The sequence below is a fragment of the Coleofasciculus sp. B1-GNL1-01 genome, from assembly GCF_040220235.1.
Classification (GTDB): domain Bacteria; phylum Cyanobacteriota; class Cyanobacteriia; order Cyanobacteriales; family Coleofasciculaceae; genus Coleofasciculus.
In genome coordinates this window covers 108,550-134,857 of sequence record NZ_JAVJTO010000017.1, presented here as the reverse complement: position 1 = coordinate 134,857, position 26,308 = coordinate 108,550, and the positions used below count along the sequence as shown (strand labels likewise).

Below are 26,308 nucleotides of genomic sequence, written 5' to 3'. Positions count from 1 at the left end.
CGCTCCTTAATGATTGCAGAAATATTGACGATATAAATCACAGCGGGGTTCGACTTTATTTCCCGACCGTTTGACTAAACCTATACTATGAAGTTGATAGGCTTGCATGGGTTCAAGTTGTACAGGCGTTTTAGTCGTAACAACAGTTTTAAACGCCTCTGCTAGTTGAGGATGAGACTGTAAATACAACCAATTTTCTCGCAAATGACTAGCATAAATTCCTGCGTCCGTTGGCGCAGTGGCTAAGAGTTGTTCAAGGGTCATGTTGGGGTCATTTTTTAAGTGCGTAAAGGCGCGTTCGACTAAATAAGGGTGTCCTCCGATCATGTTGATTAAGGGTTGAAGGTAACTCAAATCGGGATTGAGTCCATAGTTTTGGGCAAACTCTTGTATCTGCTCTAAGGTAAAGTCAGCAAGTTCAATGGGTAAGCCAACATTAAATGGTGATTGATTAATATTGAGGCGAATGTAAACATCAGTGGAATGGACGATAATTAAGCGCAATAGTTGCCACCGTTTGCGACTTCTAGCTTTTTCATACCAGGAACGCAGGAGTCCAAAAAAGTCTTCATAAATTTCGGGATAGGCGAAGAGTAAATGGACATCATCTAAGCACAAAGCGATGGGATTATTCCCTGAAGCTAAGAGATAGTCTTCAAAGTAAGTAGTACAACTGACTTTAGACCCCATATCCTCTTCATCCCAATACTCATCTAAGGCATTGGGTAAACCGAGTTCACGCGAGAGATTAATACAAAACCAGCGCAAGAATTTATCCAGATGAGTGAAATGAATCTTACTATCAGCTAGCTTAAAGCTTAAACTTGCGGTGCGGTAGCCTTGAGTTGCCAATTCAGCTAATACCCGATTCACGAGTAAAGTTTTGCCCATTAAACTGGGCGCTTTAACCCGCACTAATGCTCCCGTTTGTAAGAGGGTTTGATAACAGGTGGTTTCCAGGGGAGAACGTTCTACATAATAGTCAGGGGCGAATGATTTGGGCGGTTTTTGCTGAGAAAGACAATGGGTTGAAGATTGCCAACTTGAATTCAAAGAAGCATCGGAAAAGTGCTGCTGTTTCCAATGTCGTTCCAATACTTGCTTAAAGTTATTTTTTTTCACTTTCTCTCCTAAAGCTTTGGTCAAGAGTCTCCACAGCTTCGGGGCAACATCTTGACTAATATAGCTGGTGGAATATTGATGTTTAGCAGCAATTTCATCATAGTCCTGACGTTGCCATGCTCCTTTGAGGACAATGACTTCTACATCAGTTAAGCTGCGGTGAGCGCTGCGGGATATGGCTTGGTTCGCCATTTGAATGGCGTCATCGATATCAAATGTCATTGGTATGGATGCTCAAACTAACCTATTTATCTTATCTTAGTAAATACGAATACACCCTGAGATGAAGTGAGATTTTGCGAAAATTACACAAGCCAATAAACCTGAATTTTCCTGAATTATTCCGATGGATTTGAACGGCAATTTTGTCGGGTAATACTGGCTGTGTAATCGTTAAATCATCACTATCCAATAGCTCGGTTTTGCCGCCTGTAGAAAGGTGACACCACGTCTCTACATTTTCGACATTTTGGCTGGGAATGCCGTTGGCGAGACTCTGGCAGCCCGAATAGAGTCATAGAGAGTTTCTAGTTTAACCATAGCAAACTGACGATATTTTTTACATATTGATACAATTATCAGGGAAGCACTGACAGAATTTAAAAGGTAATATTTGATACAATTAGGGTTCAGCTAGTTGATGAGAATGGCTCAACCTTTTTAGGGTAAAGGAGTTTCAGGATTGTGGGGTAGGATAGCGATCGGGTTTCTCACCATTAAGCTAATCGTTACATTGAGTTGTAAAATTTAATACTTATCAGGATACAAGTACGATAAAATTATCCCTAATATTTACGAAAATCAACCTCAACTTTCCCGAACACCCTGAATTTTCCTGAATTTTCAAGTCCTGAATTTTCCCGATTTATTTGGGGTAATTGTCATCGATAATGAAAACCGAAAAGGGAAGGCAAAGCCAACAAATTCACTCAGCAACCCCTTCCTAACTACTAAAAAAGGAGAATTGGTACACAGATGAGACTTAGCATTTGGAATTCATACACTCCTGATACTTCTTTACTGTTATATCCGGCGTATTCAGGATTTTTGCTAAATAGTTTTAGTCGCTCTTCTCGCTCTGAATCTTCTTTCTCACAATCTTCTTTCTCACAATCTTTTCCCTTTCTCTGTAATTTTGGTTTTCCTTGTTTTTCTATTCCAGATCCGGAACCCCCCCCTCGTCGCCACTTTCTTAATAACGGACTAAATTGGCTTCCAGAATCAGACAATTTCAGAAATAGCATTCTCACATTTTTCAATCAGGAAAATCAAAATGAACTAGAAGAGGAAGCTCCAATCACAGATATTGTCATCCCGATGTATCTTCATCTTTATCAATTGTTTGAACCCAATTTATTTTGGGGTTCAACTCCCCATCTTCCCTTATATCATATTTGGAGTAACTATTTAGTGTATTTAGAATAGGGGAAATTATCACAGAAAACGTGACGGGTGCATCTATAATTAAATATTGCGGCAAAAATATTGTCTGGGTGAGAAGTTCCAGGAAAGCCCTTTAAATTATTCCCGGCTTTCCTACTCAAATAACTGCCCTACCGATAATAAAACTACGTTCTATCCTCTAAGCTGTCATGCATTTAAATTGGGTATTAGTAGCGAGCAAGATGCTCGCACTACAAGGCTTTCGCCGTTATTGATATTAAAGTTTAAATGCCGAACAGCTTAGTATCATTACAAACAGAGACATGAACATTTTCCAATTTAGGCTTATCCCTCGATGCCAACCCGTACTAGCAATAGGTATTATCCTTAGTCTAATGACTCATCTTTCCCCAGCCATGGCACAGGTTGAGTCGTCGAATACTATCTTTGAGCCAATATCGATTCCCTCTCTTTTGCCCAATTTACCCGGTGATGATGGTAATGGTACTCCTACAACTGACAATGGCACCGGTACTCGTGGTGACTGCGAATACACCGAAGGAGATCTTTTCCTCACTCGCATGGCGGGTGGTAAGAATTTCCAGTTAACCGTGAGTGAATATCCCACCTTTTGGGTTTATGTCCCCTACGGTTCAGACAAAGTATCCTCTGGAGAATTTTCTATTCAACATGGGGAAGATGATATTTATCGTACCACCTTTAAACTGCCAGCCACACCAGGAATTGTCAGTGTCACGATTCCCAAGACAGAAAAGCCGTTAGAAATAGGTAAAACCTATCGCTGGTATTTTGAAATAAGTTGTCCCCGTTCAACACAATCCCCGCAATCAGCAACTCGACTGGCACCAGCATCGCTAACCGGGTTTGTGCGACGAGTTCCCCAATTTCCTGAACTTGAGGCGGAATTAAGTCAAACTCAAAATCCCCTAGAACGGGTTGCTGCTTACGCCCGTCATGACGTTTGGTATGATATGCTCACGGAATTAGCTCAATTACGCTTGGAATACCCTAACGATTCGACATTGAAAAGTATCTGGCTAGAACTCTTAGGGGATGAACGCATTGGGTTAAAAGAAATTGAGCAAGAACCCATTGTTGGTAGTGTGATACCGAGCGATGTTATAACCAATTCCCAATCAGAATAAACGGTGCCCAGTGATAGGGGCGTAGGTAATCTTTGTCGGGATTATCTGGATACTCGGTTAAAAACGCAATTTGAGTTTGCCGCAGAGCTTCAGCTTTACTCAGTTGAGGCTCTTTTAACTGTTGATAAAACCGTTGCATAAATTCGGCAGTGGATGCATCATTAACTTGCCACAATGTCGCCAATGTGCTGCGGGCACCTGCTCGCACGGCAATTCCGGCTAATCCTAATGCGGCACGCTTATCCCCAGTTGCGGTTTCGCAAGCACTCAAAACCAGTAATTCAATAGCGCTGGTATGATTGGGTTCATTGGTGCGTAATAAACTATCTAAATCCTGAACATTAATCCGCCCACTCCAGTCTAAGAGAAAGGTTTGTTGAGGATTAGAACTAAATTTGCCGTGAGTGGCAATGTGTACCAGATTAAAGGATGCCATATTAATCTGATTGCGGATATTTTCTTTAACAAAGTCCTGATTTTCTAGAATTTGATTCAGGGTGATTTGCTGTTGGATTCCGGCTAACTCATTAGCTACATTGTCTAGAGTAGAAAATCCCTCTTGCTCAAAGCTAGGTGCATTCGTCGTTCCCGCAATCAACCCTCGGAAATTCTCGCGGCTGAGGGGTTTGGGTTCTAGGAGTTGTAAACCGGGCGTTAACGCCACTGCATATCGCTCAATTAAATACTTTTCTCCGTCATAGAGAGTAGAGGGCGGAACATTGCGTAAGGAACCATCGAGGACAAATACTAAGGTTTTAACGGTGGGGTTATCTGAGTTGGCGGGATCTAAATCAGCTTCAAAGGGACGAATTAACCAATCGTAAAGTTGTGCCGCATCCTGTTTAATTTCACTGATGCTCGTACTGCGCTTGGTTAAATCCAGGCGCAATTGTTCCACAGCTTGATCAACTTGAGCTTCTGAGATACCTTGATGAGCATAGTGACGTAGGTTATCTTGTCCAGGTAATTTGAGAATTACATCCAAGTGATTAGGTAATATAATTGGATAAACAATCGCGGCTTGGGGATCGACGTTATCAATATCCACGGCTGCTGGTGCGGCACAAGCATCGCGAAAGAAGTTATCCAGTTCAGCCAGTTGTAGGGCTTCCATGATATTACGGGCTTGGCTCAGATTAGCTTTGCTGGGAGTGGGAGAACCCAGAAGTAAATCAACAAATTGACGATAAACGGGTTCTACTGCTTCTCGGAACGAGAACTGAATTTCGGGATTGAGGGCGACTAAATCACCACGTAAATTGTTTAACGTCTTAACAGCTTGAGTATAATAAGTAATCGCGTCTGGATTAACAGGTAGATTTTGAGAATTATCTTGGCTTTGTGCTTGCAGTAATCGCCCCATTTGCCATTGCCATTGATAGGCGATATCGGGGGCGTTCATCTGTTGAGCAATCAGAAGTGCTTTTTCAGTCACAGTTTTGGCATTTGTCCAGTCTTGGGTTTTTTCATAGAACTTACCTAAAGTACCTAAACTATAAGATATCGCCCGTTGGTCTGCTAAACGTTCAGCCTGTTGAATCGCTGTATTTAGGATTGCCACTATATCATCAGAGCTTTGCTTCTGTACCATTAAATCGGACATTTTGAGCAAACTTTCAGCAAAATTAACATGGGCATAGACAGAAGCACGACTAGCCGATAAATCTGATAATCCGGCTGCGATTGAGGATAATAATCCTTGATCCGGTGACAGGGATTCAGTCTCGATCACTAAACTCAATTGATTAAGTTGTGCTTGAATGCGGGTTATAGGAATCGTGGATTTCATCGCCGCCTGTTGATAGTAAGTCAAGGCAGCTTGGGTATAGTCTTTGGCGGCGGGTTCCTGAAACACTTGGGCGCGTTGGGCTAAGGTTCGCTCTGTATTGGCTAAACTCAATAATATCTGACTCTCTTTTTCGGATAAGGCTAAGGTTCGAGTTAACGCCAAACTTTGGGTGAGCATATCCTGAGACTTTTCTAAATCTCCCCCTTGTCGCAAAAGATTGCCAAAATTTTGCAAGCCTGCTGCTTTAACAGGTGAATCGTCTAACGCGAAAAGGGCTTGTTCCAGCCGCAGATAAAGCTGTGCCGTGCGCCGATAGAATCCCAGGGATTGCATTGCCTCGGCTTGATTAATTTTGCTGCCAATCGCACCCACAGGATCATCGGCTTGCTGATAAAAGGTTTCTGCCTCTTCCCAGGTCGCTAATGCGGCTTCAGCGTTACCTGTGGCTAATTGGAGACGCCCTTGAGCATTTAATACTTGAGCGCGAACAATTGGATTCACCTGCGGTACAGTGTCGAGTAACGATAAACTGGTTTGAATCGTTTGTTCAGCCGCTTGCCATTGTCCCAGTTTCTGATAGGTTAATGACAGCAGGCTTAAGACTTGGGCTTGCTGGAGGGGATTCCCAGTTTCGGCGTACCCCTGTGCTGCTTGTTGCAAAACCTGTATACCTGCGGCAAACTGTCCAGCATTGTAATGATTTTTACCCACTTGTACTAAGGCTAGATTGTCCGTGGCGACAGGGAGTTCTGCCCGTACCTGGGGTACTATATGGATACCCAGACTTAAGCTTAACCCCACCAGAGCCAAGAGGAGCGATCGCGCCGTTCGTGTTCGTAGTAGGCACTTGAGTGCCATAAGCGCTGAAGCGCTGACTATAAACCTTGAAGCGATCGCGCCGTTCTTAGTAGGCACTTGAGTGCCATAAGCGCTAAAGCGCTGACTACAAACCTGAGCGATCGCGCGATTCAAGAAAGGCGTAAATTTACCCATTTGGCTCACCCATTAAACGTCCGAGGAACACCGACATTTGATATTTTATTTCCATGTAAGGATACTGGATATTTCATATCATCAAACCTTCTATATTGATGTTCGTTCGTAGTAGGCACAAAGCGTGCCACAAGCGCTTCAGCGCTTACGACAAACACCTCAGGCAATTGTAGGGTGCGTTAGCGGAGCGTAACGCACCTTGTATAGCGGTGCAGATATCCTACCCGCTTCCATCTTGAAAAGCTTCCTACATTTTAGGAAGCAAGATGCACCAAAACTCCAACCCCTTTCAATTGATAAATAGTCGGACAAAAGTCAAGTTAACGGTTAAAATTAGACAACAGGCAACAGGCAAAAAGACTCAAGGTATAAAGGGAGGTTACAAAGGCGGATTGGGTATCACGAACCATTTAACTATTGACAGGGGAACGATGGCGAACCCGTTGCGTGAGGGGTCACAACTGTTGGTTCTGTCGTAAGAATAATTGTACCATTGGCATCTTTAAACCAACCTTGAGCTTCGACAAATTTATTTGGCTTATTTCCTGTAACGTCTTGGCGACTGTTCCGGTTAGATTGCTGCATCTCCGTTGATTCCTCCACAGTACTTATCCGCCAATCTTCCCAAGCCGCATCAGCATTAAGTATCTGATTCGGAGGCGTAGGCAAACCGCCACGTCCAGTTACGATAAATTCACTTCCCTGTGCAGCAGCACAAAGATTTTGTTCAACCAGCCGCGTCACGTCTACAAGTTCTGCGGGTAACTCTACCAGTCCCTGAGACGGGTCTAGTTCTAACAAAATTAGGATAGGAATACGACTCAGTTCAGGAGACGTTTGTGAAATGGCAGTAACATCATTAGATTGCAAGTTCATGGGATCTAATTCACTAGGCTCCTTCGTACCCAGTAAAGCTTCTAGCTCTTCGCGGCTGCGAATGACTAGATTAAACAAACCTTGAGTCGTGATAGTAACGTTACCCCCCTGTCCTTCAAAAGCGTTGGCAGTAATATCGCTGTTTTCATTAGGAACAGCAACGATGAAAACAGCTTCAATTATAATGTTGCCGCCATTTCCCCTTTCTTCATCCTTACCAGCATTTGTCGAGATGCGACTGTCACGTCGCAACAATAACAGGTCATCAAGAGTAAGCACAATATTACCACCTGTGTTAGCATCAGTGTCTGCCAAAAGACCAGCATTAGTATCCAGGATAAGAGAATCGGCTTCAAGGCTAATATTTCCTCCTGTTCCAATACCTTCACTTTCAACAGTGATTTGCCCTCTATCCCGAACCACTACTGTTCTCGAATCAATCATGATACTGCCGCCATTGCCACTGGAGTTTTCTCCTGTCTCAGCCAGCACTCCACTGCCATCTCCAGAGATGGTTAAACTGTCTTCCACCTGCAATAAAATGTCTCCAGCATCCCCCTCGCCAAACGTACCACTTGCAATAATTCCGCCACCATCGAGTTGCACTTGAGCGGCGTTAATTTCTATAATTCCCGCCTTTCCCCTCCTAATGGTATCTGCTGTAATTTCTGCCTGATTTTGCACCATCAGTAAGGGCGTATCAATCCTCAGATTACCCGCATCGCCTTCCCCTGCTGTTTGGGATGTTAAACGGCTCTCGCCCATCAGTTGCACCGACTCTGAGGCAAATACTTTTATATCCCCTCCATCACCTGTGCTGTCACGGGAACTGCTACTAGCAATTACAGCGCCGTCTTTCATCTCAAGTACAGGGGTGTTAATCGTTATATCTCCTCCATTCCCCTCATCCAATCGAGCATCCGTTCTCAGACCACTGGAAATTGGAGTACCATCAACTGTAACGCTGCCACTGACTTTTACCGACTCCGAGGCATTCACTACTATATTGCCCGCATTGCCTTGAGCAAAAGTAGCAGTGACAATCTGAGATCCATCCCTTAGCTGTAGCACAGGTGTTGTAACTATCACATCTCCTCCGTCTCCGGTTGCATAGTTGTTTGCAAAAAAGCCACTTTCCAAACCACTAGCTTGCACTCTTTCGGAGGCATTCACCACAATATTTCCGCCCTTACCTGTACCAAAAGAACCAGAAAAAAGTCGAGAAAAGTTAGTTAGGGTAATTTCCTTACCCCAGACTTGAATATCACCCCCACCTTCACCCGCCGTAGTGACAAAAGCGCCATTGGTCAAGGCTATATCCCCTCGCGGTATTTCTGAGGGAAAATTCAACGAGAGGCTATCGCCATCAACAGTCAGTCCTACTGTTCCTGAACCCGCAACGGCGGCTAATTCCAATCGACCTTCTATTGCAGCCAATCCTCCAAAGTTAAATTGTCCATCAATGAGGATATCTCCACCCACTAGCAGCAGACTCTGACCATCAGGGACTTTCAATCCCAATAGAGGGAATAATGGGGTAAATCCGGCAAATGCAACTGAGCGCGATTCAATTCTCCCTAGTGTGATTTGATTAAACAGAAACGCCGAAGGATTCACTGTCAGTAATGGCGAAGGAGCCTCTAACTGTGTGGTACTAAAAAACCCCTGTTCCCCAAACTGAATACCATTGGCTGTCGTTGCGACAAACGAACCGTTAACATCTAGCTTGGCACTCTCGCCAAAAATAATCCCATTGGGATTAATCAAAAACAGATTTGCCCCACCATTGACACCCAATGTCCCCAGAATATCCGAAGCGTCATTTCCCCTTACCCGACTAAAAATGTTTTCAATGCCTTGGGGAGAATCAAAATAGACACTTTGTCCTTCCCCAATATCAAATTGTTCAAAACTGTGGAATCGGTTCGCGCCACGAGTCGCTCCCGCCTCAATCAGAAAATCAGCTAGAGTTCCGTCAAGGAGTGGAGCATTAGGGGTACGAACCGATTGTTCGTCTCCCCAGGCTTCATCGGGGATAATCTGGGCAACAGTGCTGCTACCCCAAGCCAGCCAGACACAACTGGTGAGCGCTACACTGCCTACTCTGGTGTATCCTGCCAGCTTTGAACAACTTTTGCGGCTCAATCTGCCCAACATCTCCCGTATTCCCCTGGACTCTACCTCTCCAGCTTCCTCACTTTCCGATGCCTGTACCAGCAACGGATGAGTTTTTTGTGCCATATTTCCCACCTTTTTCCCTTAGTCGGGTTAAGCGATTAGCTGGTTAGAAATTATACTCCTAAATTTGTTTCAATAGTTGTATGTGTCGCCAAGTCTCTTAACTATTAAGCGTACTCTTACAAGACTATACAAATATTAACCATTTTTATTTGAAAACTGTATAAAATTACACTACTTATTGTTTAATTTACACTTACCAACAATTGAATTAATTATCGCTAACCTTATTAGCTTGCTAATGAGACTTTTTTCAATTCCCTTCTACAATTTATCTTTATCCACTACTGAGGGGGGCTTGACGCTTGATATAGTACACTTGAACTAAAAAAGTTTAATTTAAAGTGCGATCGCGCTATCATGGATACTCATAAGCTGTAATGCATTTAAATTGGGTATTAGTAGCGAGCAAGATGCTCGCACTACGGCAAGGATCTCGCAATTCTTGACATTATGGTTTAAATGCCGAACAGCTTACCAAGTTGCGTTCTATCATGTCTAGGAAGAGCGAAGATCGTCTACAATCAAAGTCCCCCTTTTTAAGGGGGATTTAGGGGATCGACAATGTACCGCATAGCAGAGCAAACTGCTGTAAGTCGGTGCGTTACGCTGCGCTAACGCACCCTACAAATTCACCCTACAAATGACTTTCCACTTCAGCCACCATCAACAGCGTTTTTAACACTGAATCGGGATTCAAACTGATCGAATCAATCCCCTCCTCCACTAAAAACTGGGCAAACTCTGGATAATCGCTAGGCGCTTGACCGCAAATACCAATCTTACGCCCACACTCTTTCGCCGTTTGTATCGCCAACTTCACCATCCGTTTCACACCGCGATTTCGTTCGTCAAAAATATGCGCCACTAACGCTGAATCTCGGTCTAATCCTAACGTCAATTGGGTCAAATCATTTGACCCAATGGAAAACCCATCAAACACTTCAGCAAACTCATCCGCCTCCATCACATTACTCGGTAACTCACACATCACATACACCTGCAACCCATTTACCCCACGGGGTAAACCATTTTTCGCCATCTCTGCTACCACCTGACGCCCCTCATCTGGCGTGCGACAGAAGGGAATCATCGGAATTACATTAGTTAATCCCATCTCATCCCTTACCCGCTGTATCGCCTGACATTCCAACGCGAAGGCTTCCCGATACTTCGGATCACAATACCGCGACGCCCCTCGCCACCCCAACATGGGATTATCTTCTTTGGGTTCAAAACTCTGACCGCCTAAAAGGTTCGCGTATTCATTACTCTTAAAATCCGACATCCGCACAATTACAGGCTTGGGATAAAACGCCGCTGCAATAATCCCCACTCCACGCGCCAATTTATCGACAAAGAACTGGGGTTTATCGGCATAATTCTTCGTTTTCTGGGTAATTTTCGCTTTCACTGATTCATCCCGCAATTGATGATAATGAATCAACGCCAGAGGATGAACTTCAATATGATTGGCAATAATAAACTCCAACCGTGCTAAACCCACACCATCACAGGGAATTGCGGCTAAACCAAAAGCCTGATCTGGATTACCTACATTCATTAAAATTTGGGTTCGGGTGCGGGGTAAATTATTTAAAGGAGTTTCTTGCACTTCAAAAGGCAATAATCCATCATAAACTCGTCCTTCATCCCCCTCTGCACAGGAAATTGTCACCCCTTGACCCGTGGTTAATACCTCGGTTGCATTCCCACAGCCGACAATTGCCGGAATTCCCATTTCTCGCGCAATAATTGCCGCATGGCAAGTACGTCCCCCTTGGTTGGTGACAATGGCGCTGGCTTTTTTCATAATCGGTTCCCAGTCGGGATCAGTGCGGTTAGTTACTAATACTTCTCCCGGCTCAAACAGATGAATGTGAGACGCATCCATAATAATATGGGTGATTCCTTGACCAATCGCTGCACCCACACTACGTCCCGTAACTAATACTTCGCTGCGTTGATTCAACTGATAGGTTTTGAGAACTTGTGCTGATTTCTGGGATTGTACGGTTTCCGGACGCGCCTGGACAATAAATAAATCCCCGGTTATGCCATCTTTTGCCCATTCAATATCCATGGGAGTATAGAGTCCCCGCAGTTGAGAATAATGGTCTTCAATTTGTACCGCCCAACGCGCTAATTGTAAGACTTCTTCGTCTTTAAGACAGAATTTCTTTTGATCACAGGGGGCGACTCGCACGTTGCGCGTCAGTCTGGAACCCCCTTCGTCATAGATCATTTCAATTTCTTTGGTTCCCAGGCGTTTCTCCAGAATCGGGCGACATCCCTGTTTTAATGTCGGTTTAAAGACCACGTATTCATCGGGATTAACCGCACCTTGAACCACCGTTTCGCCCAAGCCATAAGCAGCGGTAATTAAGGCGGTATTTTTGAACCCGGTTTCGGGGTCAATGGAAAACATCACCCCGGAACAGGCTAAATCAGATCGCACCATTTTCTGAATTCCCACCGAAAGCGCCACATCAAAGTGGTCAAATCCGTTATGTTCCCGATAAGCAATGGCGCGGTTAGTGAACAGGGAGGCGAAGCATTTATGAGTAAATTCCAGCACGCCTTTGAAACTATTTACATTTAAGTAGGTTTCCTGTTGACCTGCAAAACTCGCATCTGGCAAGTCTTCCGCCGTCGCCGAGGAACGAACCGCCACATCCGTTCCCTCTCCATAGCGATCGCACAATTCCTGATAGGCTGCCCGAATGGCTTGGGTCAGTTCTAGGGGAAACTCCATGCTGAGGATTAACTGTCGCGCTTTTTTCCCATGCTGTTGCAGATTACTCACATCATCTACATTCAAATCTGCAAACAGGTGGCGCAGTTTGACTTCTAAATCGGCGCTTTCGATAAAGTAACGATAAGCATACGCCGTAATCGCAAACCCAGTAGGTACATTGATTCCCTGGGGAGTGAGTTGTCCAATCATTTCACCCAGAGAGGAATTTTTGCCCCCGACAAAGGGTAGGTCATCCAGTCGGATTTGATCAAACCAGAGGATCAATGATTGATCTTTAGGGACTGGAGTAGATGTCTGAGGGGTTGAGGCTAACATAACTTTTTTTCTTAACCGTATAATTTAAGTGTAGCTTTATAAAATATTTGGGGTCACTAATAGGTTACGAAAAATTAACAGAAATGTTCGTCATTTGTCATTTGTCATTCGTCCTTTGTTGATTAGGAAATCCCTTCCCCATCTCCCCCATCTTCCCCAGCTTCCAGACGTGCCATGGCACGTCTCTACATTGCTTCCCCAGCCGCCCTCAACCCAAAATGCTTCCAAAAAAGTAAAAGATTGGCTGCTTATGTGTAGCCAATCTCGTCCAACATGTATTACAATTTCTCTTTCGACTGAATCTTAATTCACGGGTTCATCTACATTCACGGGTTCAAAACAGCTCCAGATAGCCTCTGGAGCTTTTTCTGTCGTGCTATCATAACAGATTTTTTTCAAAAATGGGGATTTTGCCTTTCGTGTCATAATTTTTGCACAGAGCGTCAGCGTGCATCAATATGGGCAAACTCTTAGCAAGACGTTACCAACTCATTAAAGTCCTGGATACCGATGAATTGGGTCGCACTTATTTAGTGGTAGATATTCACTCTCCCCAGCATCCTAAATGCGTGGTCAAGCAAATTCGACTTCCGCCGAACTCCTCTCCAACTCGGTCATCTATTCTCAGCCGTCTGGAAAAAACCTCAGAATTGCTGAAAAAGCTGGGTCAACATGACCAAATTCCCCGATTGATCACCTCGTTTGCCCAAATAAATCAGTTTTATCTCGTTCAAGAGTTTATTCGCGGTCATCCTTTAACTGACGAACTCATACCCGGTGATCCGCTGACCGAAAATCATGTAATTAGCCTGTTAAACGAACTCCTCAACCTCTTAGTGTTTGTCCATAAACAGGGCGCAGTTTTGGGAAACCTCAAACCTTCCACAATTATCCGCCGCCAAGGAGATGACAAATTAGTGCTAACAACCTGGGGAATTATCCACCAACTGAGTCCCCAAATCGCCCAATCATTCCACCAATCCGCCCCCAATCCGCGTCATCCGACTTCTGTTAATCGATTCCCCCAACCATTTCCCGAACCCCTCCACGTTAATCGTGACTTGTACGCCTTGGGAATCATCGCCATTCAAGCGATGACTGGATTATCCGTCAGCGAGTTAGCAGAACTCAAACAAGTGAACAATGGTCAACGTGCAACCATCCCTTGGCAAGCTTACACCCAAGTTAGCCCAGAGTTAGCCGCGATTCTGGAGAAAATGGTGCATTCTGATCGCCAGTATCGTTATCACCACGCTAAAACAGTGCTAGCGGATCTCAGTCGTATCCCGGAGAGGAACACTGTTACTCAATTTTCTCTACCCTCGTTACCGGATATCAATCCTGCGATCGCGACAATTACCTATCCCAGTCGTCAGTTTAAACCCTGGGTTATCCTCACGGCGATCGGATTGGTGGGAATCACGGCGTTAGTTCTGGCGTATACCCTGCGCCTCCCGCAACGCCTAATGGCGCAATACTTTCTCCATCAAGGAAAAATCCAAGCACAAGCCCAGCAATCTGAGGCGGCGATTGACTACTATACTCAAGCGATTACCTATCAGCCGCAAAATGCGACAGCTTACTATTATCGGGGAAAGATTTACGCGAATCAGGGAAAAACTCAGTCCGCCTTGGCTGATTTGACTCAGGCGATTCAACTCAATCCCCAACATGCTGACGCCTATTATCAACGAGGAAATCTGCGCTTTGAATTAGGCGATCGCCAAGGGGCTAAAGCTGATTATACTCAAGTTTTGCAACGTGACCCGAATTTTACCCCAGCCTGGGTGAATCGAGGTCAAATCCACGCCGACTTAGGAGATGAACAAGCTGCCATTGACGATTATACCCAAGCCATTCAACTTAAACCCAATCTGGTCACGGCTTACTGGAAACGCTGTCGTTCTCGTTCTAATTTAGGTAATCAAAAGGGTGCGATTGACGACTGTACCACCGCGATTAATTTACGACCCAATAATGCCCTAGCTTATCAAAACCGTGGTTTAGCCCGTCAGCGTCGAGGAGATAGTCGCGGGGCGATAACGGATTATACAGTAGCGATTCAATTGAATCCAGAGGCGGCAGAATCTTACTATAACCGAGGAGTAGCCCGTCAGGAAATTGAAGATACTCTAGGTGCGATCGCGGATTACACCCAAGCGATTGAACGAAATCCTGATTATGCTTTAGCTTACTACGAAAGAGGGTTAGCCCAAGCCCAATCGGGAAATCGGTTAGCCGCGATCAACGATTTACAGCAAGCGGCTCAACTTTGCCGTGATCTAGGTAAACTGGATTGTTATGAAGCGGCGCAGTCTCAACTGTCTAGAGTGACTCCCTCGCCAAACTAAGTGTGATCCTTTTAAAGGTTTTTATTATTTTGGATAGAAACTATAATCAATGGTTGTAGGGGCGAGTCGCTGCATATCGTAGGCGGCGTGAGAATTAAGGTATCTCGACTCGCCCTCATCTAATGTATGCGGTGTCAGATAATTATTGATACCCTACGGTCTTATCCGACAATTAAAAACACCGGGCGGTGTTGACCTGGAATTGTCGAGATTGTTGCCATTTATGATTAAAATATCGCGGTTTTTGTCCAGGGCGACCCGATACAATTAAGGGTTGGGTGATGCCAATTGAGTACGGCGGGTCGCCCCTACAGTCCTGCTTCCCTTAACCCAACCGTATTGCCTTTCACCCTGACATAGCCCGGTGTAGATTAAATCTTTACAATACAGACCAAAACAGTAGTACAATTGTAGATTGTGTCCTTATTCAAAGTTGTTTATGCCGAAACTGAAAAGCCGTAAAGCAGCCGCCAAACGTTTTCGACCCACAGGAAGCGGTAAAATTAGACGACGCAAGGCGTTTAAGAGCCACTTACTGGAGCGCAAAAACTCAGGACGGAAGCGGCGTCTGTCGAAACTGAACTTGGTCAATGAACGGGATGCCGAGAATGTGCGTCTGATGCTTCCCTATTTTTAGACTGCTTTAGACAAATCACCATCTAGCTCATATCAATTAGGAACAATGGCAAGAGTAAAACGCGGTAACGTCGCCCGTAAACGACGCAAGAAAGTTCTCAAGCTGGCGAAAGGATATCGGGGTTCTCACTCCAAACTCTTCCGTACAGCAAATCAACAGGTGATGAAAGCACTGCGGAACGCTTATCGCGATCGCCGCAAGCGTAAGCGGGATTTTCGCCGCCTCTGGATTACTCGGATTAATGCCGCCGCTCGTCAGAATGGCATAAGCTACAGTCAGCTTATGGGTCAGATGAAAAAGGCGAATATTCAGATCAATCGCAAGATGTTGGCACAATTAGCTGTGTTAGATCCCGCCAGCTTTCAAAAGGTTGTAGAACTTGCTAGCCAAGGCGCAAAGTAAGTTCAGAGTGTGTCTGATTGAGATCGCAGGGGGGGCAATGTAGGGACGTGCCATGGCACGTCTGGGAGCAGGGGGAGATGAGGGCGGGTTTTGAACCAACGTTATCATCAATAATAGTGAAACGAAAGTTCCTAAACCCGCCCCTACAAACCAGGTTATCTCGAGTGTTGCGAAGGTTTCCCCAATCACCCATCACCAATCCCTAATCCCAGATAGATGATCGCCCAAAGATTGTTTAATGTCAGTGTGGCACTTGGATTGATGGGGGTGGCTGTTTTTCAACCCCCATCCGCTTATCCGGCTGAATTAGCAGAAATTGAGCAACGGGGTCAATTAATCGTTGCGGTAAAAGATAATGTGCGTCCCTTGGGCTTTCGTGATGCGACGGGAAGGCTACAAGGACTAGAAATTGATATTGCCCGACGATTGGCTACCGAATTGCTGGGAAGTCCAGAGGCTGTGGTTTTGCAGCCAGTGACGAATCGCGATCGCTTGAGTGTGGTAGTTGAGGATCGGGTTGATATTGCGATCGCTAGAGTAACGATAACCGACTCCCGCGCCCGCTTGGTTGATTTCAGTATCCCCTATTATTTGGATGGTGCAGGGATTATCACGAACGATGCCTCAATTAATCTATTGAGTGATTTAGATAACCAAACCATCGCGGTTCTCAAGGGTTCGAGTACAATCCCAGTAATCAAGTATGCTTTACCCGATGCCCAATTGGTTGGGGTTGATTCCTACCAAGAAGCGCTATCTTTGCTAGAGGCGGGAGAAGCCAACGCCTTTGCTGCTGATCAGACGGTTCTGACTGGATGGGTGCAGCAATACCCAGAATATCGATTGCTCCCCTATCGCTTATCTGGTGCAGCTTTGGCAGTGGTAATGCCTAAAGGATTGCAGTATACTGAACTACGACAACAAGTCAATCAGGCGATCGAACGTTGGCACGCCGAAGGGTGGTTAGCTGAACGTGCTGCCGCTTGGGGTTTACCATGATAAAAGATTGAAACCCGTCCCGTATAAGTTGCACAGGATTATGGATGAAACCCTGCCACAAATTTATCTAATCATATTGTTAGTCCTGCTTGGCGTTGCAGCTTTGGCAGTAATTCGCCAAGTATTCAAAACCCGTAAAATCGAAAGCACCCTCTCCAAGCTGGAGCAAAAGCTGCAAAAAGAGCGAGGGTCAGTCCAAGACTACTACGAGTTGGGTAGTATCTATCTGGACAAAAAACTCTTTGCTCAAGCCGTTATTCTGTTCCAAAAAGCGCTGAAAGCTCCAGATGCTGATGAAACTAACCTAGCTCCGGTTCATAATGCTCTCGGTTTTGCCTACTTTGCCCAGGATCAGTACGATATTGCCATTCGCCAGTATAAGGAAGCCTTAAAACTAGAGCCAGATTATGTGACAGCTTTCAATAACTTAGGTCACGTTTACGAGCGCAAGCAGTTAACTGCTCAAGCGTTGGAGGCGTATGAAACAGCGCTCAAGCATGAACCGAAGAATGATACGGCGAAGCGGCGAGCTGAATCCCTCCGCAAGCGGCTAGTGCCATCGAGCTAACTTTTCTGCGGCTTAAACCTACATAACATAGATCCTGTAGAGACGTTGCAGGCAACGTCTCTACAGGTTGACAGGCTATCGCTGACCAATGTAGTGCAGAAGAACTACACAGTTTCCTACCTCACTCAGCTAGTTTTAGAACAACATTTACATAATTATTCATCATTGTTAACATAAAGTAACAAAGATAATCAATTAAGGGCAGGATTAGTTCGCGATGGGATTTCTGAGTGATTTATTTGGGTTAAAGAGCAAGTACGTCGATGAGGAGACAGACGAAGCCGAACAAGCAGCAGAAGCCCAAAAGCGGCGAGCCTACTTCTTGGAGCCAGACGACGCCAAGACCTTCGGTGATATTAACTATATGCGATCGCCCAAATCTGTGAAGAAGCGGTTTGCGAAGAAAAAAGACAACCTAGGGGAGGGCTTACAGCAGGAGGTCGAAACCTCGGCTTTTGGGCAAGTTATCCGTTCCAACAAGCAAATCAGCGCCACTCCTGAACCGCTACCAACTCCTCAAAACCCGCCAGTGAGTGAGTCACAGCCAAACAGTTTTGAGCGCCGCCGCGCTGATTCTAGCGATTCCAGCATGGATATGTTCCGCAAAATGGCTCGTGACATGAAAAAGTCGTGAGTCCCCATCGCTTACAGCATATTGATGGTTGATGAAGTATAGCAACCGCCATAGCGGTTAGGACACAACATTTATGTAGAGACGCGCCATAGCACGTCTCGACAATGGTGCTGCTATATCTCACTGATGCGTCTGTTGTAAAAATTCAGCAAAAGTGCGAAATGTACGTTGCAACAAAGCAACAAAGAACAAATAACGAATGACAAATTATTGATATCCCGCCGCCTGTAGCGCAAATAACCGCGCATAACGTCCGCCAAGCTGCACCAATTCCTCATGAGTTCCCTGTTCAATGATTTCTCCCCCCGCCATCACCACAATCTTATCTGCCATGCGTACTGTGGAGAAGCGATGAGAAATCAACACCACCATTTGATTCTGGGTAATCGTGCGGAAATGGTCAAAGACTCGCACCTCCGCCTCTGCATCCATGGCGGCTGTGGGTTCATCTAAGACTAAAATATCTGCACCAGTTCGCATAAAAGCGCGAGATAGGGCGATTTTCTGCCATTGACCCCCAGAGAGTTCCTGTCCCCCTTTAAACCATCGTCCTAACTGGGTGCTAAATCCGTCTGGCATTAATTCAATAAAGGGTTTCGCCATGCCTTTCTCTGCGGCATTTTCCCAGCGATTTTCGTCTTGCAAATAGTCTACATCCCCGACGCCAACATTCTCGCCTACGGTAAATTGATAGCGGACAAAGTTCTGGAATATTACCCCAATCCGGCGGCGTAGGGTATCAAGTTTCCAGTCCTGTAAATCTAACCCATCTAAGAGAATGCGCCCGGAATCGGGTGTATAGAGACGAGTTAAGAGTTTAATTAATGTTGTCTTTCCTGACCCATTTTCGCCGACAATGGCTAACTTTTCTCCTGGTTTCAGGTGCAGGTCAACCCCTTTTAGTGCCGGGGTTTGACTTCCGGGATAGGTAAAAAATACAGTCTCAAACCGAATCCCATCTCCCGGTTTTATCCCCTGAGTGGCTGTCCCCTGAGATTGGGGAACCTCTTGTTCCAGAAATTCGTAGAGGTTGGAAATATAGAGGTTATCTTCATACATCCCGCCAATTGAGGTGAGTATGGCGGAAAAGGTAGATTGTCCTTGGCGAAATACGGTCAAATACATGGTCATGTCGCCCAAGGAAATTCGACCAAAGATGGTTTCGATGACAATCCACGCATACGCCCCATAAAATGTCAGCGTACTCAGCAAGCCTAACAAATAACCCCAAAATCCCCGCCGAATGGTCAAATCTCTATCTTCTCGGTAAAGGCGTCTGAAAGTATTGCGGTAGCGTTGTAGCATGGTTGCGCCAAGCTGGTATAGCTGAATTTCCTTGGCGTAATCTTCTCTGGCAATTAAGGTTTCTAAGTAATGCTGCTGGCGGGTTTCTGGGGAACGCCACCGGAATAAGCGAAAGGCGACGCCAGCAAAGCGAGTTTCGGCGATAAAGGGCGGAATTGCAGCAATAATTAATATTGCCACCGCCCAGGTTGAGAATTGCAGCAGTAGTCCGCCAAAGGTGAGTAGCGACAAACTATCCCGAACCAGTCCAAAGGTTCGCGTCACTAGCGCCAGAGGACGACTAGAAGCTTCTCGCCGCGCCTGAGTCATTTTGTCGTAAAATTCGGAGTCCTCGAAGTGGGGTAAGTCTAAGGTTAAGGCTTTTTCTAGAATTAACACATTGACCCGTTGGGCTAATAATACCCGCAATAGCGACTGGCAAACCGTTTGACCGCGCTGACTTCCTGCTAGTAGCATTACTGCGATCGCTTCTAATCCGACATAGCCTAACGCCAGCCACCGATGGGCGGCTACCCCTGACTGAGACGCCAATACCACGGTATCGACAATCAATTTGCCCAAATATGCGATCGCAGCAGGTAATAATCCCGCAATAACAGTTAAAATCGCTAGCACCAGGGTTAGTCTGTGACTGGTTGTCCACACTAACTTCAAGGCGCGTCCACTATAACGGAATACTGAAAGCGATTGACGAATATTTCGGATTAGAAATCTCAGCGAGTAGCGTTTCTTGCGTCGGTTCATTGTTTCTGGTAGACATTTTCCAGCACTACTACGCAGTGTAGATCCTGATCCATTGTAGGGACGGGTTTAGCCACAATCGTAGGGGCGGGTTTAGGTTTAGGGACTGTCGCGGGTTTAGGGACTGTAGGGGCGGGTTTAGGGACTGTAGGGGCGGGTTTAGGGACTAAGGTCAGCTATTGTTGAAATAACGGAACAACAAAACCCGCCCTCCCCACCGATAAATGAACAACAAAACCCGCCCTCCCCACCGATAAATGAACAACAAAACCCGCCCTCCTCACCAATAAATGGACAACAGAACCCGCCCTCCTCACCAATAAATGGACAACAGAACCCACCCTCTTCACCAATAAATAAACAACAAAATTCCCCCTATTCGCCAATAAATAAGCAACATAACCTACCTTTATTCATACTTATAAATTGCTGTTATCGGCAATAAATATAGATATAAAAAAAACATCGTTTACTGATAAAAGTTAATATGATTAGCGATTACCTTTAAAAGTTCATCAGTTGTAAAAGGTTTTGCGAGATAACCATTTGCCCCAAACTGCTGCCCTCGGTTTCTAACAGTTTGGCTTTTTTCTGCTGAAATAAAGATAAAGGGTATAGTTCTAGTCCTTGAATATTGACGTAAAGCTTTGAGAACTTCATAGCCATCTAACTTTGGCATCCGAATATCGCACAAAATCAAATCAGGGACTAACTCTTTGGCTAAGAGTAAGCCCCTGCCAGAATCCCCCGTACCAATTGCCTGATACCCTTTTTCCTGTAAGACATTAAGGATAATGTCCCGCAAAATTTCTTCATCTTCAATGACTAAAATTGCAGCATCGTGTGTCACAGTTTTTCTCAAACGACCGTCTTATACAAAATCTATTAGGTTTTGGGGGGTTTAGCTTGACCAATACCCAAAGATTCCTTACTATGTTTCAACTGCTTCCAGAGTGACTGTACTTGCTGATAGGCTCGTTCAGAGGAAATCTTGCCGCCAGTTTCTAGGGCAGAAATATAGGACACCTTCTGGGCAAACTCTTGCAAGTTGGCATTAAAGGCTAGATCCTCTGGGGTAAACTTGCCGTAATAGCGGCATCTAGGGTAAAGAAAGTTTTGTTTACTGACCTGTGCGGAATCGGATGATGTGGACTGTGCCATATCTTACCTCCTGTCTCATAATCTCTTACTTTCCATTATATTAACAAATACTTAACCTTGCCTTAACTATAAGTTAACTAAATGTTATATAATGTTTCGATTTGAGTTATGAACATAGGGATGAGGAAAGGAAATAGGGAATAGGCAATAGGGAATAGGCAATAGGGAATAGAGACCGGGGAACAAATTATGTCGCTTGCTTCTCGCTTCCTTGAGTATGACAAATGACAAAAGACGAATCACCTATGAACATTAGAATCATAACGTTTAATATCCGTTACGATAAGCCTGATCCAGATAACCAAGATTGGAGAATTCGGCGTGATGCGATCGCGGCGCTGATTCAGGAGTATCATCCGGATATTATTGGCACCCAAGAAGGAAAAGCCCACCAGCTACTTGACTTACATCGCCGTCTCCCTAATTATCAAAGTATTGGGGGCGATCGCACGGGGACAGGGACAGGAGAACATTGTGCGATTTTCTATAACCAAGACCGTCTTAAATGCCTGGATAATGGCGATTTTTACTTAAGCGATACGCCTGATAGTGCTGGGAGTATCAGTCCTGAGTGGGGAAATCCTGCACCGCGAATGGCAACTTGGGCAGTCTTTAGCGTAGCGCAGGTGTCTAAAACGATTACCTGTTTTAATACCCATCTGGATTATACCAGTGCCAAAGCACGGGAACTGGGGGCAAGGCTGATCCGCGATCGCATGATTCACTGCAATCCTGACACAACCTATCTCTTCCTTACAGGTGATTTTAACGCTGAACCCGATAGCTTGCCACGGGAAATCTTATCTCAGTCATCAGCGAATTCTATGACTCTCCATGATGCCTTGGCGGGTGTTGAATTGGAAAAACAGCAGAGTATTCATGGGTTTACAGGTGAAGCGTTTGCGGCTGTTGATACGATTTATTACGATAGTCGCCTGAGACGAGAAACTGTGACGGTTGATAATAGGAAATGGCAAGGAATTTTTCCCTCTGATCATTTCCCAGTTATTGCGAATTTTGGGGATGATTAGATGTAGGGGTGTGGGAACCAAAGGGGTTTGGAAACCAAACCCCTACTCGGTGGGGTAACGTTTCTACAAACGTGCCATCTCATCCAAAGGATTGGGACGAGGATTGAAGGGACGATTTTGGGGTACTACGGTGAAATAAGGATTGAGGAACTCTTCCTCCACCCAACCTGAATGGTAATTCAGCTTAGTGGTCGTCTCTGTTAATTCCAATACTTCCAGATCACCCCGCAAGGCGTTCATATTGGCAGGCTTTTCCCCTGTCCATTGATCCTGATCGGATACAATTCCCAGAGGTCCACCACCAAAGAAATTTAGGGCGACTTGATCAAAACCGCGCACAAAGCGATCGCCATTCCAATGCCATTCGTGTCCCGCCCAGTATAGAGGCGGTTGCCAGGGACGAGGTTGCCATGATGACCCATATTTCTCAGACCAAGAACTCGTCCCCTCGTCTAAGGTGACGGTAAAGCCATCCTCATACCGAACTTCATACCGCCCTTTTTGGGTTTGGTAGTCCAACGGAGACCACCATAACACCTCTACCGTGTCTCCCACCTGATCCGCCTCCAGAGTAACGGCTGGAGTTTCTGCTAACAAACGGGGGTAAATCGGCAATCCCTGACTCGGCAGTTTCGCCTTTGCTGCAAATCGCCAACACGACCAATTTCCACGATTATCTGCCCTTTGCCAACGAACCTGGCAAACCCCGTTTCCGGTTCCCACCCAGAGGCGATCGCCTTCTAAGTGTAGTTGATCAGGAATTGCCCCAATAATTGGACTATTGCGGACGGTGTAGGAGGTAATGGTTCCGGATTTGAGACTAGGGGGAGAAGGACGATAGGCGACTAATCCCATTCCAGATAAATAGGGATTCCCTTCACCACTGATTTGAGTTCCCAGCCAAAAGACTGGATTGCTAGGATCTCCGGCGATGACAAAATCAGTAATTTGTTGCCCTTGAATTTCTTCAGGTTGAATCACCACCAACTTATTCATGTCGGGATTGTAACCCACCATCGTGGCAATACCACTAAATCCTTCCCCTTGTTCCGATGCGACTGACCAAAATAGGCGATCGGCATAACTGAGGGCGGAGGTAATTCGCGGAACTCCCAAGGAAAATCCGACTTCAGCCTGCCTTACCTGGTCTAAGGTATAGAGGGAGTGACGTTGGGGTTGTTCGCTATTGGGAGTAATCAGTTCAAAGACAACTGTTTCGGGTTCAATTCCTTGGGCTTCATTGCCAAAGGGATTCGGTTCGAGAATGACGCGATATTGATAAGGTTTTCCGTTAAGTTTAATAGTTTGATAGGGGGGGTTCTGGAGATTTTCTGAGTATTGTTCAGGATTATTAGCTGTCTGGACTTCATCGGCTAACGTTCCCGGTTCTACTGTCCAAGTGCGATCAAATCGGCAAAAGACAATATCATACTGCTGCGTCTGGAAGGTAATCGTATCAGCATCTGTAATAATATCGCGAATGTGATAGTCAAATTGCCGATACAGTCCCTGATCATTAGCCGACGCGATCGGTACGGGTTCAGTTTGGCTAGGGCAATTAGCGGGATTCCTGATGGCTTGAGAGGAAATGTTCACCGGGGCGGTGCAACTCTGGAGTAATCCGATAATCGCAAAAATAGGTAAGATAGGTTTCATAGAAAAAATACCAGAACTATTATTCCTTAAGACGAATTTTAGGGATTAACGTTCCTTTTTGTCATTGGTCATTGGTCATTTGTCTTCCTCGCGAAGTTTCAATCAAACTACGTCACGAGACAGGAAATGGGCAACCTATTTGTAGGGTGCGTTAGCGAAGCGTAACGCACCTTTACCCTACTTAGTCTTAATCGCTACTTGGTTCAATTTGCCCCGATAAAAGCCATTTCATTTATAATTACGGAGAAAATTGCCCCACTCCACCGCCAGAGGAATTTCGGTAAACGGAACCTGAACTGTGGATTCTGGGAGGAGAAACTCTAGTGCGATCGCGCGTCCTTTTTTGGGTGGATTCTCTAAGCCAACATCTTGCCCATCAACGACCAGTTTAATGCTTTGGACATCATTTAGAGAAAAGGTTTCTAAATCCACCGGACCCGAACGAGTCGGTTTTCCCCAGGTCAGATTTTTTTCCTTTTGTCCCAGTACGGCATAAATATCATATTTTGCTCGTTCAAATTGTTCTGCCCATACACGATACGCCTCAACTTTTTGATATTCATTCCAACCTGACCAGGCTAACCAAATAAAGACAGCGAGTAAGGGTAACCAAAGTAAACCACGTTCCATTTTATTTTTGTTCTATATTTTACAAACTCTGTCACTTAATCGGGGCAGTTTTAGTCGCATTTGGATGAAGTCATAGATGATAATAGTGAAACCCGCCCCTACATTATCCACTAAGCTGTTATGCATTTAAATTGGGTATTAGTAGCTAGCAATATGCTTGCAATACGACAAGGATTGCGCCATTATTGACATTAAAGTTTATATGCCGAGCAGCTTACTATACTAAGTCTAACTCCTTTAATGCCTTTTCTAACGCGGCTGTTTCAAAGTTGAGCGTCAGCGCCCCATGAAAATTGGGTTTTACGGTAATGTCATCTATCGTATAAACATTGACAAAGCCAAATTGTCTCGCTTTAATCTTACTCTTGCGCGGAATCACATCTACATATTTTTTTAGATAACCTTTACTGACATTGACTGTTACATCAATCCGATGATAATTCCCGACATTGACAAAGCCAAACATCTTGACATCGACTTGTGATTCTTCTTCATTTAGTTTTTCTTGTAATATAAATGCCCCTGTTTCCACCAATTCTTCCAGTTGATCTAGATCTGCCAAGTTTTTCTTATAGACTGCCAATAACTGGGCAATTGTGCCATCGTCCTGATTTTTAAGGATGAGTTCGAGATTCACGCCCAATTTTTCTTCTTTTACCGTTCCCTTCAGGAAGGCGATCGCGTTATTTTTGAGTCCCGTTTTATCCGGATTATTCCCTTGAGCATCTCGGTGGGTTTGTTGGCTGTTATCCAGTAAGTTAAATTTAACAAACAGTTGATCAATTCCTAAGATTTGCTTTTGAATCGCCACCAATAGCGTGGAACGAAGGTTAGAGCGTAATTCGCCAATCGGATCAACTAACCACCACACTTTGCGAATGGGCGAAAATCGGGGTAAATGTTTGCCCCGACGCCAGTAGTATTTTAACGTCTGGTAAGGTAGATAGCGATCCAAAACTGCCATCTGCCAGTAGGGAATTTGGATCAACAGTTTGCCTGATTCAAAGGTGACTTGATAGCGTAGATTAGATTCGACTTGAATCTCAACGTCATAAAGATGAAAAATACTGGTATGCTGACCGAGTACCCCGATGTGAAAATCTCGGAGAAAATAGACAACGGCATCAAGTTGCTGTAAGATTTGTTTTTTGATGGGATTAAGTGGTAAGTTATCACCGAGTTTTAAGGAAACGTGATAGGCTTCCTCTAGAGGACGGACTTGGCTTGACGGAATCTGCCTGCGGTTCAATGATTCACTAACTGCCTGGTTTTGATGGTGTAAGGCATCAGCGGTGTGGCTGGTAAACTCTTCCAGAAAAGTGGTATGGGCGGGGTTGTTTGGGGAGAAAGGTTTGGTCATGATGCAAGAGCCGTCAACAATGGTGTTATGATTCGTGTTGCTCAAGATTGAGTTTAGCGTAGTGGCTCGGCACAGCTCAAATTGTGGGATAGATTGGGTTCGTAGTAGGGGAACTTTAGCCCTCTCTAGCTATGCGTTAAAGCACTAAAGTGCTTACTACAAGCAAAGTCCTATTTTAGCTGTGTCAGTCCGC

General features: G+C 45.1%; 20 protein-coding genes. 8 read left to right on the top strand and 12 right to left on the bottom strand.

The genetic code is table 11. The features are described from left to right. Positions 1 to 6: 6 nt before the first annotated feature. Positions 7 to 1,344 (bottom strand): AAA-like domain-containing protein, encoded by a 1,338-nt coding sequence (locus RID53_RS04085; protein ID WP_446386899.1) that lies wholly within the window; start codon positions 1,342 to 1,344, stop codon positions 7 to 9. Positions 1,345 to 2,072: 728 nt separating this feature from the next. Continuing rightward, positions 2,073 to 2,366 (bottom strand): hypothetical protein, encoded by a 294-nt coding sequence (locus RID53_RS04080; RefSeq protein ID WP_446386898.1) that lies wholly within the window; start codon positions 2,364 to 2,366, stop codon positions 2,073 to 2,075. Positions 2,367 to 2,900: 534 nt separating this feature from the next. On the opposite strand from RID53_RS04080, the gene RID53_RS04075 reads away from it, so the two are divergent. Continuing rightward, positions 2,901 to 3,671, top strand: a complete 771-nt coding sequence (locus RID53_RS04075) for a DUF928 domain-containing protein (RefSeq protein ID WP_446386897.1) — start codon at positions 2,901 to 2,903, stop codon at positions 3,669 to 3,671. Here the strand turns inward: RID53_RS04075 and RID53_RS04070 are convergent. The 4 genes from RID53_RS04070 to RID53_RS04055 all read right to left on the bottom strand — a co-directional run bounded on the left by RID53_RS04070 (position 3,646) and on the right by RID53_RS04055 (position 13,066). Further along, positions 3,646 to 6,453, bottom strand: a complete 2,808-nt coding sequence (locus tag RID53_RS04070; protein WP_446386896.1) for a CHAT domain-containing protein — start codon at positions 6,451 to 6,453, stop codon at positions 3,646 to 3,648. The two genes, RID53_RS04075 and RID53_RS04070, sit on opposite strands and share 26 nt — an antisense overlap. A gap of 414 nt (positions 6,454 to 6,867) precedes the next feature. Then, positions 6,868 to 9,570 (bottom strand): two-partner secretion domain-containing protein, encoded by a 2,703-nt coding sequence (locus tag RID53_RS04065; RefSeq protein WP_446386895.1) that lies wholly within the window; start codon positions 9,568 to 9,570, stop codon positions 6,868 to 6,870. Positions 9,571 to 10,204: 634 nt separating this feature from the next. Next, positions 10,205 to 12,640, bottom strand: coding sequence for a phosphoenolpyruvate synthase (ppsA, locus tag RID53_RS04060; RefSeq protein ID WP_446386894.1), 2,436 nt, complete (start codon positions 12,638 to 12,640; stop codon positions 10,205 to 10,207). A 303-nt stretch (positions 12,641 to 12,943) separates the two neighbouring features. Continuing rightward, positions 12,944 to 13,066, bottom strand: coding sequence for a hypothetical protein (locus RID53_RS04055; RefSeq protein ID WP_006100076.1), 123 nt, complete (start codon positions 13,064 to 13,066; stop codon positions 12,944 to 12,946). 32 nt (positions 13,067 to 13,098) lie between these two features. Between RID53_RS04055 and RID53_RS04050 the strand changes: the two genes are divergently transcribed. The 6 genes from RID53_RS04050 (at position 13,099) to RID53_RS04025 (ending at position 18,231) form a co-directional block, all read left to right on the top strand. After that, a complete protein-coding gene (locus tag RID53_RS04050) occupies positions 13,099 to 14,991 on the top strand; it encodes a tetratricopeptide repeat protein (RefSeq protein ID WP_446386893.1) in 1,893 nt (630 codons plus the stop codon). A 439-nt stretch (positions 14,992 to 15,430) separates the two neighbouring features. Further along, positions 15,431 to 15,628, top strand: a complete 198-nt coding sequence (gene rpmI, locus RID53_RS04045; protein WP_446386892.1) for a 50S ribosomal protein L35 — start codon at positions 15,431 to 15,433, stop codon at positions 15,626 to 15,628. Between the two features lie 45 nt (positions 15,629 to 15,673). Next, on the top strand, positions 15,674 to 16,030 hold the full coding sequence (gene rplT / locus RID53_RS04040) for a 50S ribosomal protein L20 (protein ID WP_446386891.1): 357 nt from the start codon (positions 15,674 to 15,676) through the stop codon (positions 16,028 to 16,030). Between the two features lie 216 nt (positions 16,031 to 16,246). Beyond that, complete coding sequence (locus tag RID53_RS04035; protein WP_446386890.1) at positions 16,247 to 17,029, top strand: transporter substrate-binding domain-containing protein; 783 nt, start codon at positions 16,247 to 16,249, stop codon at positions 17,027 to 17,029. 40 nt (positions 17,030 to 17,069) lie between these two features. Next, positions 17,070 to 17,597, top strand: coding sequence for a tetratricopeptide repeat protein (locus RID53_RS04030; protein WP_446386889.1), 528 nt, complete (start codon positions 17,070 to 17,072; stop codon positions 17,595 to 17,597). Between the two features lie 217 nt (positions 17,598 to 17,814). After that, positions 17,815 to 18,231: a hypothetical protein gene (locus tag RID53_RS04025; RefSeq protein ID WP_446386888.1), complete on the top strand. Its 417-nt coding sequence runs from the start codon at positions 17,815 to 17,817 to the stop codon at positions 18,229 to 18,231. A 207-nt stretch (positions 18,232 to 18,438) separates the two neighbouring features. Here the strand turns inward: RID53_RS04025 and RID53_RS04020 are convergent, their stop codons facing one another. The 3 genes from RID53_RS04020 to RID53_RS04010 form a co-directional block, all read right to left on the bottom strand. After that, entirely contained in the window at positions 18,439 to 20,280 is a 1,842-nt protein-coding gene (locus RID53_RS04020; protein ID WP_446386887.1) for an ABC transporter ATP-binding protein, read from the bottom strand. A gap of 466 nt (positions 20,281 to 20,746) precedes the next feature. Next, complete coding sequence (locus RID53_RS04015; protein ID WP_446386886.1) at positions 20,747 to 21,127, bottom strand: response regulator; 381 nt, start codon at positions 21,125 to 21,127, stop codon at positions 20,747 to 20,749. A 35-nt stretch (positions 21,128 to 21,162) separates the two neighbouring features. After that, the gene (locus tag RID53_RS04010) at positions 21,163 to 21,438 is read right to left on the bottom strand and encodes a DUF7219 family protein (RefSeq protein WP_446386885.1); all 276 of its coding nucleotides are present in this window, start codon (positions 21,436 to 21,438) and stop codon (positions 21,163 to 21,165) included. A gap of 245 nt (positions 21,439 to 21,683) precedes the next feature. Between RID53_RS04010 and RID53_RS04005 the strand changes: the two genes are divergently transcribed. After that, entirely contained in the window at positions 21,684 to 22,469 is a 786-nt protein-coding gene (locus RID53_RS04005) for an endonuclease/exonuclease/phosphatase family protein (protein WP_446386884.1), read from the top strand. A 63-nt stretch (positions 22,470 to 22,532) separates the two neighbouring features. On the opposite strand, the gene RID53_RS04000 is transcribed toward RID53_RS04005, so the two are convergent. The 3 genes from RID53_RS04000 to RID53_RS03990 all read right to left on the bottom strand — a co-directional run bounded on the left by RID53_RS04000 (position 22,533) and on the right by RID53_RS03990 (position 26,115). Continuing rightward, entirely contained in the window at positions 22,533 to 24,125 is a 1,593-nt protein-coding gene (locus RID53_RS04000; protein ID WP_446386883.1) for a hypothetical protein, read from the bottom strand. A 228-nt stretch (positions 24,126 to 24,353) separates the two neighbouring features. Then, the gene (locus tag RID53_RS03995) at positions 24,354 to 24,755 is read right to left on the bottom strand and encodes a hypothetical protein (RefSeq protein WP_446386882.1); all 402 of its coding nucleotides are present in this window, start codon (positions 24,753 to 24,755) and stop codon (positions 24,354 to 24,356) included. A gap of 217 nt (positions 24,756 to 24,972) precedes the next feature. Continuing rightward, entirely contained in the window at positions 24,973 to 26,115 is a 1,143-nt protein-coding gene (locus tag RID53_RS03990; protein WP_446386881.1) for a hypothetical protein, read from the bottom strand. Between the last annotated feature and the right edge of the window lie 193 nt (positions 26,116 to 26,308).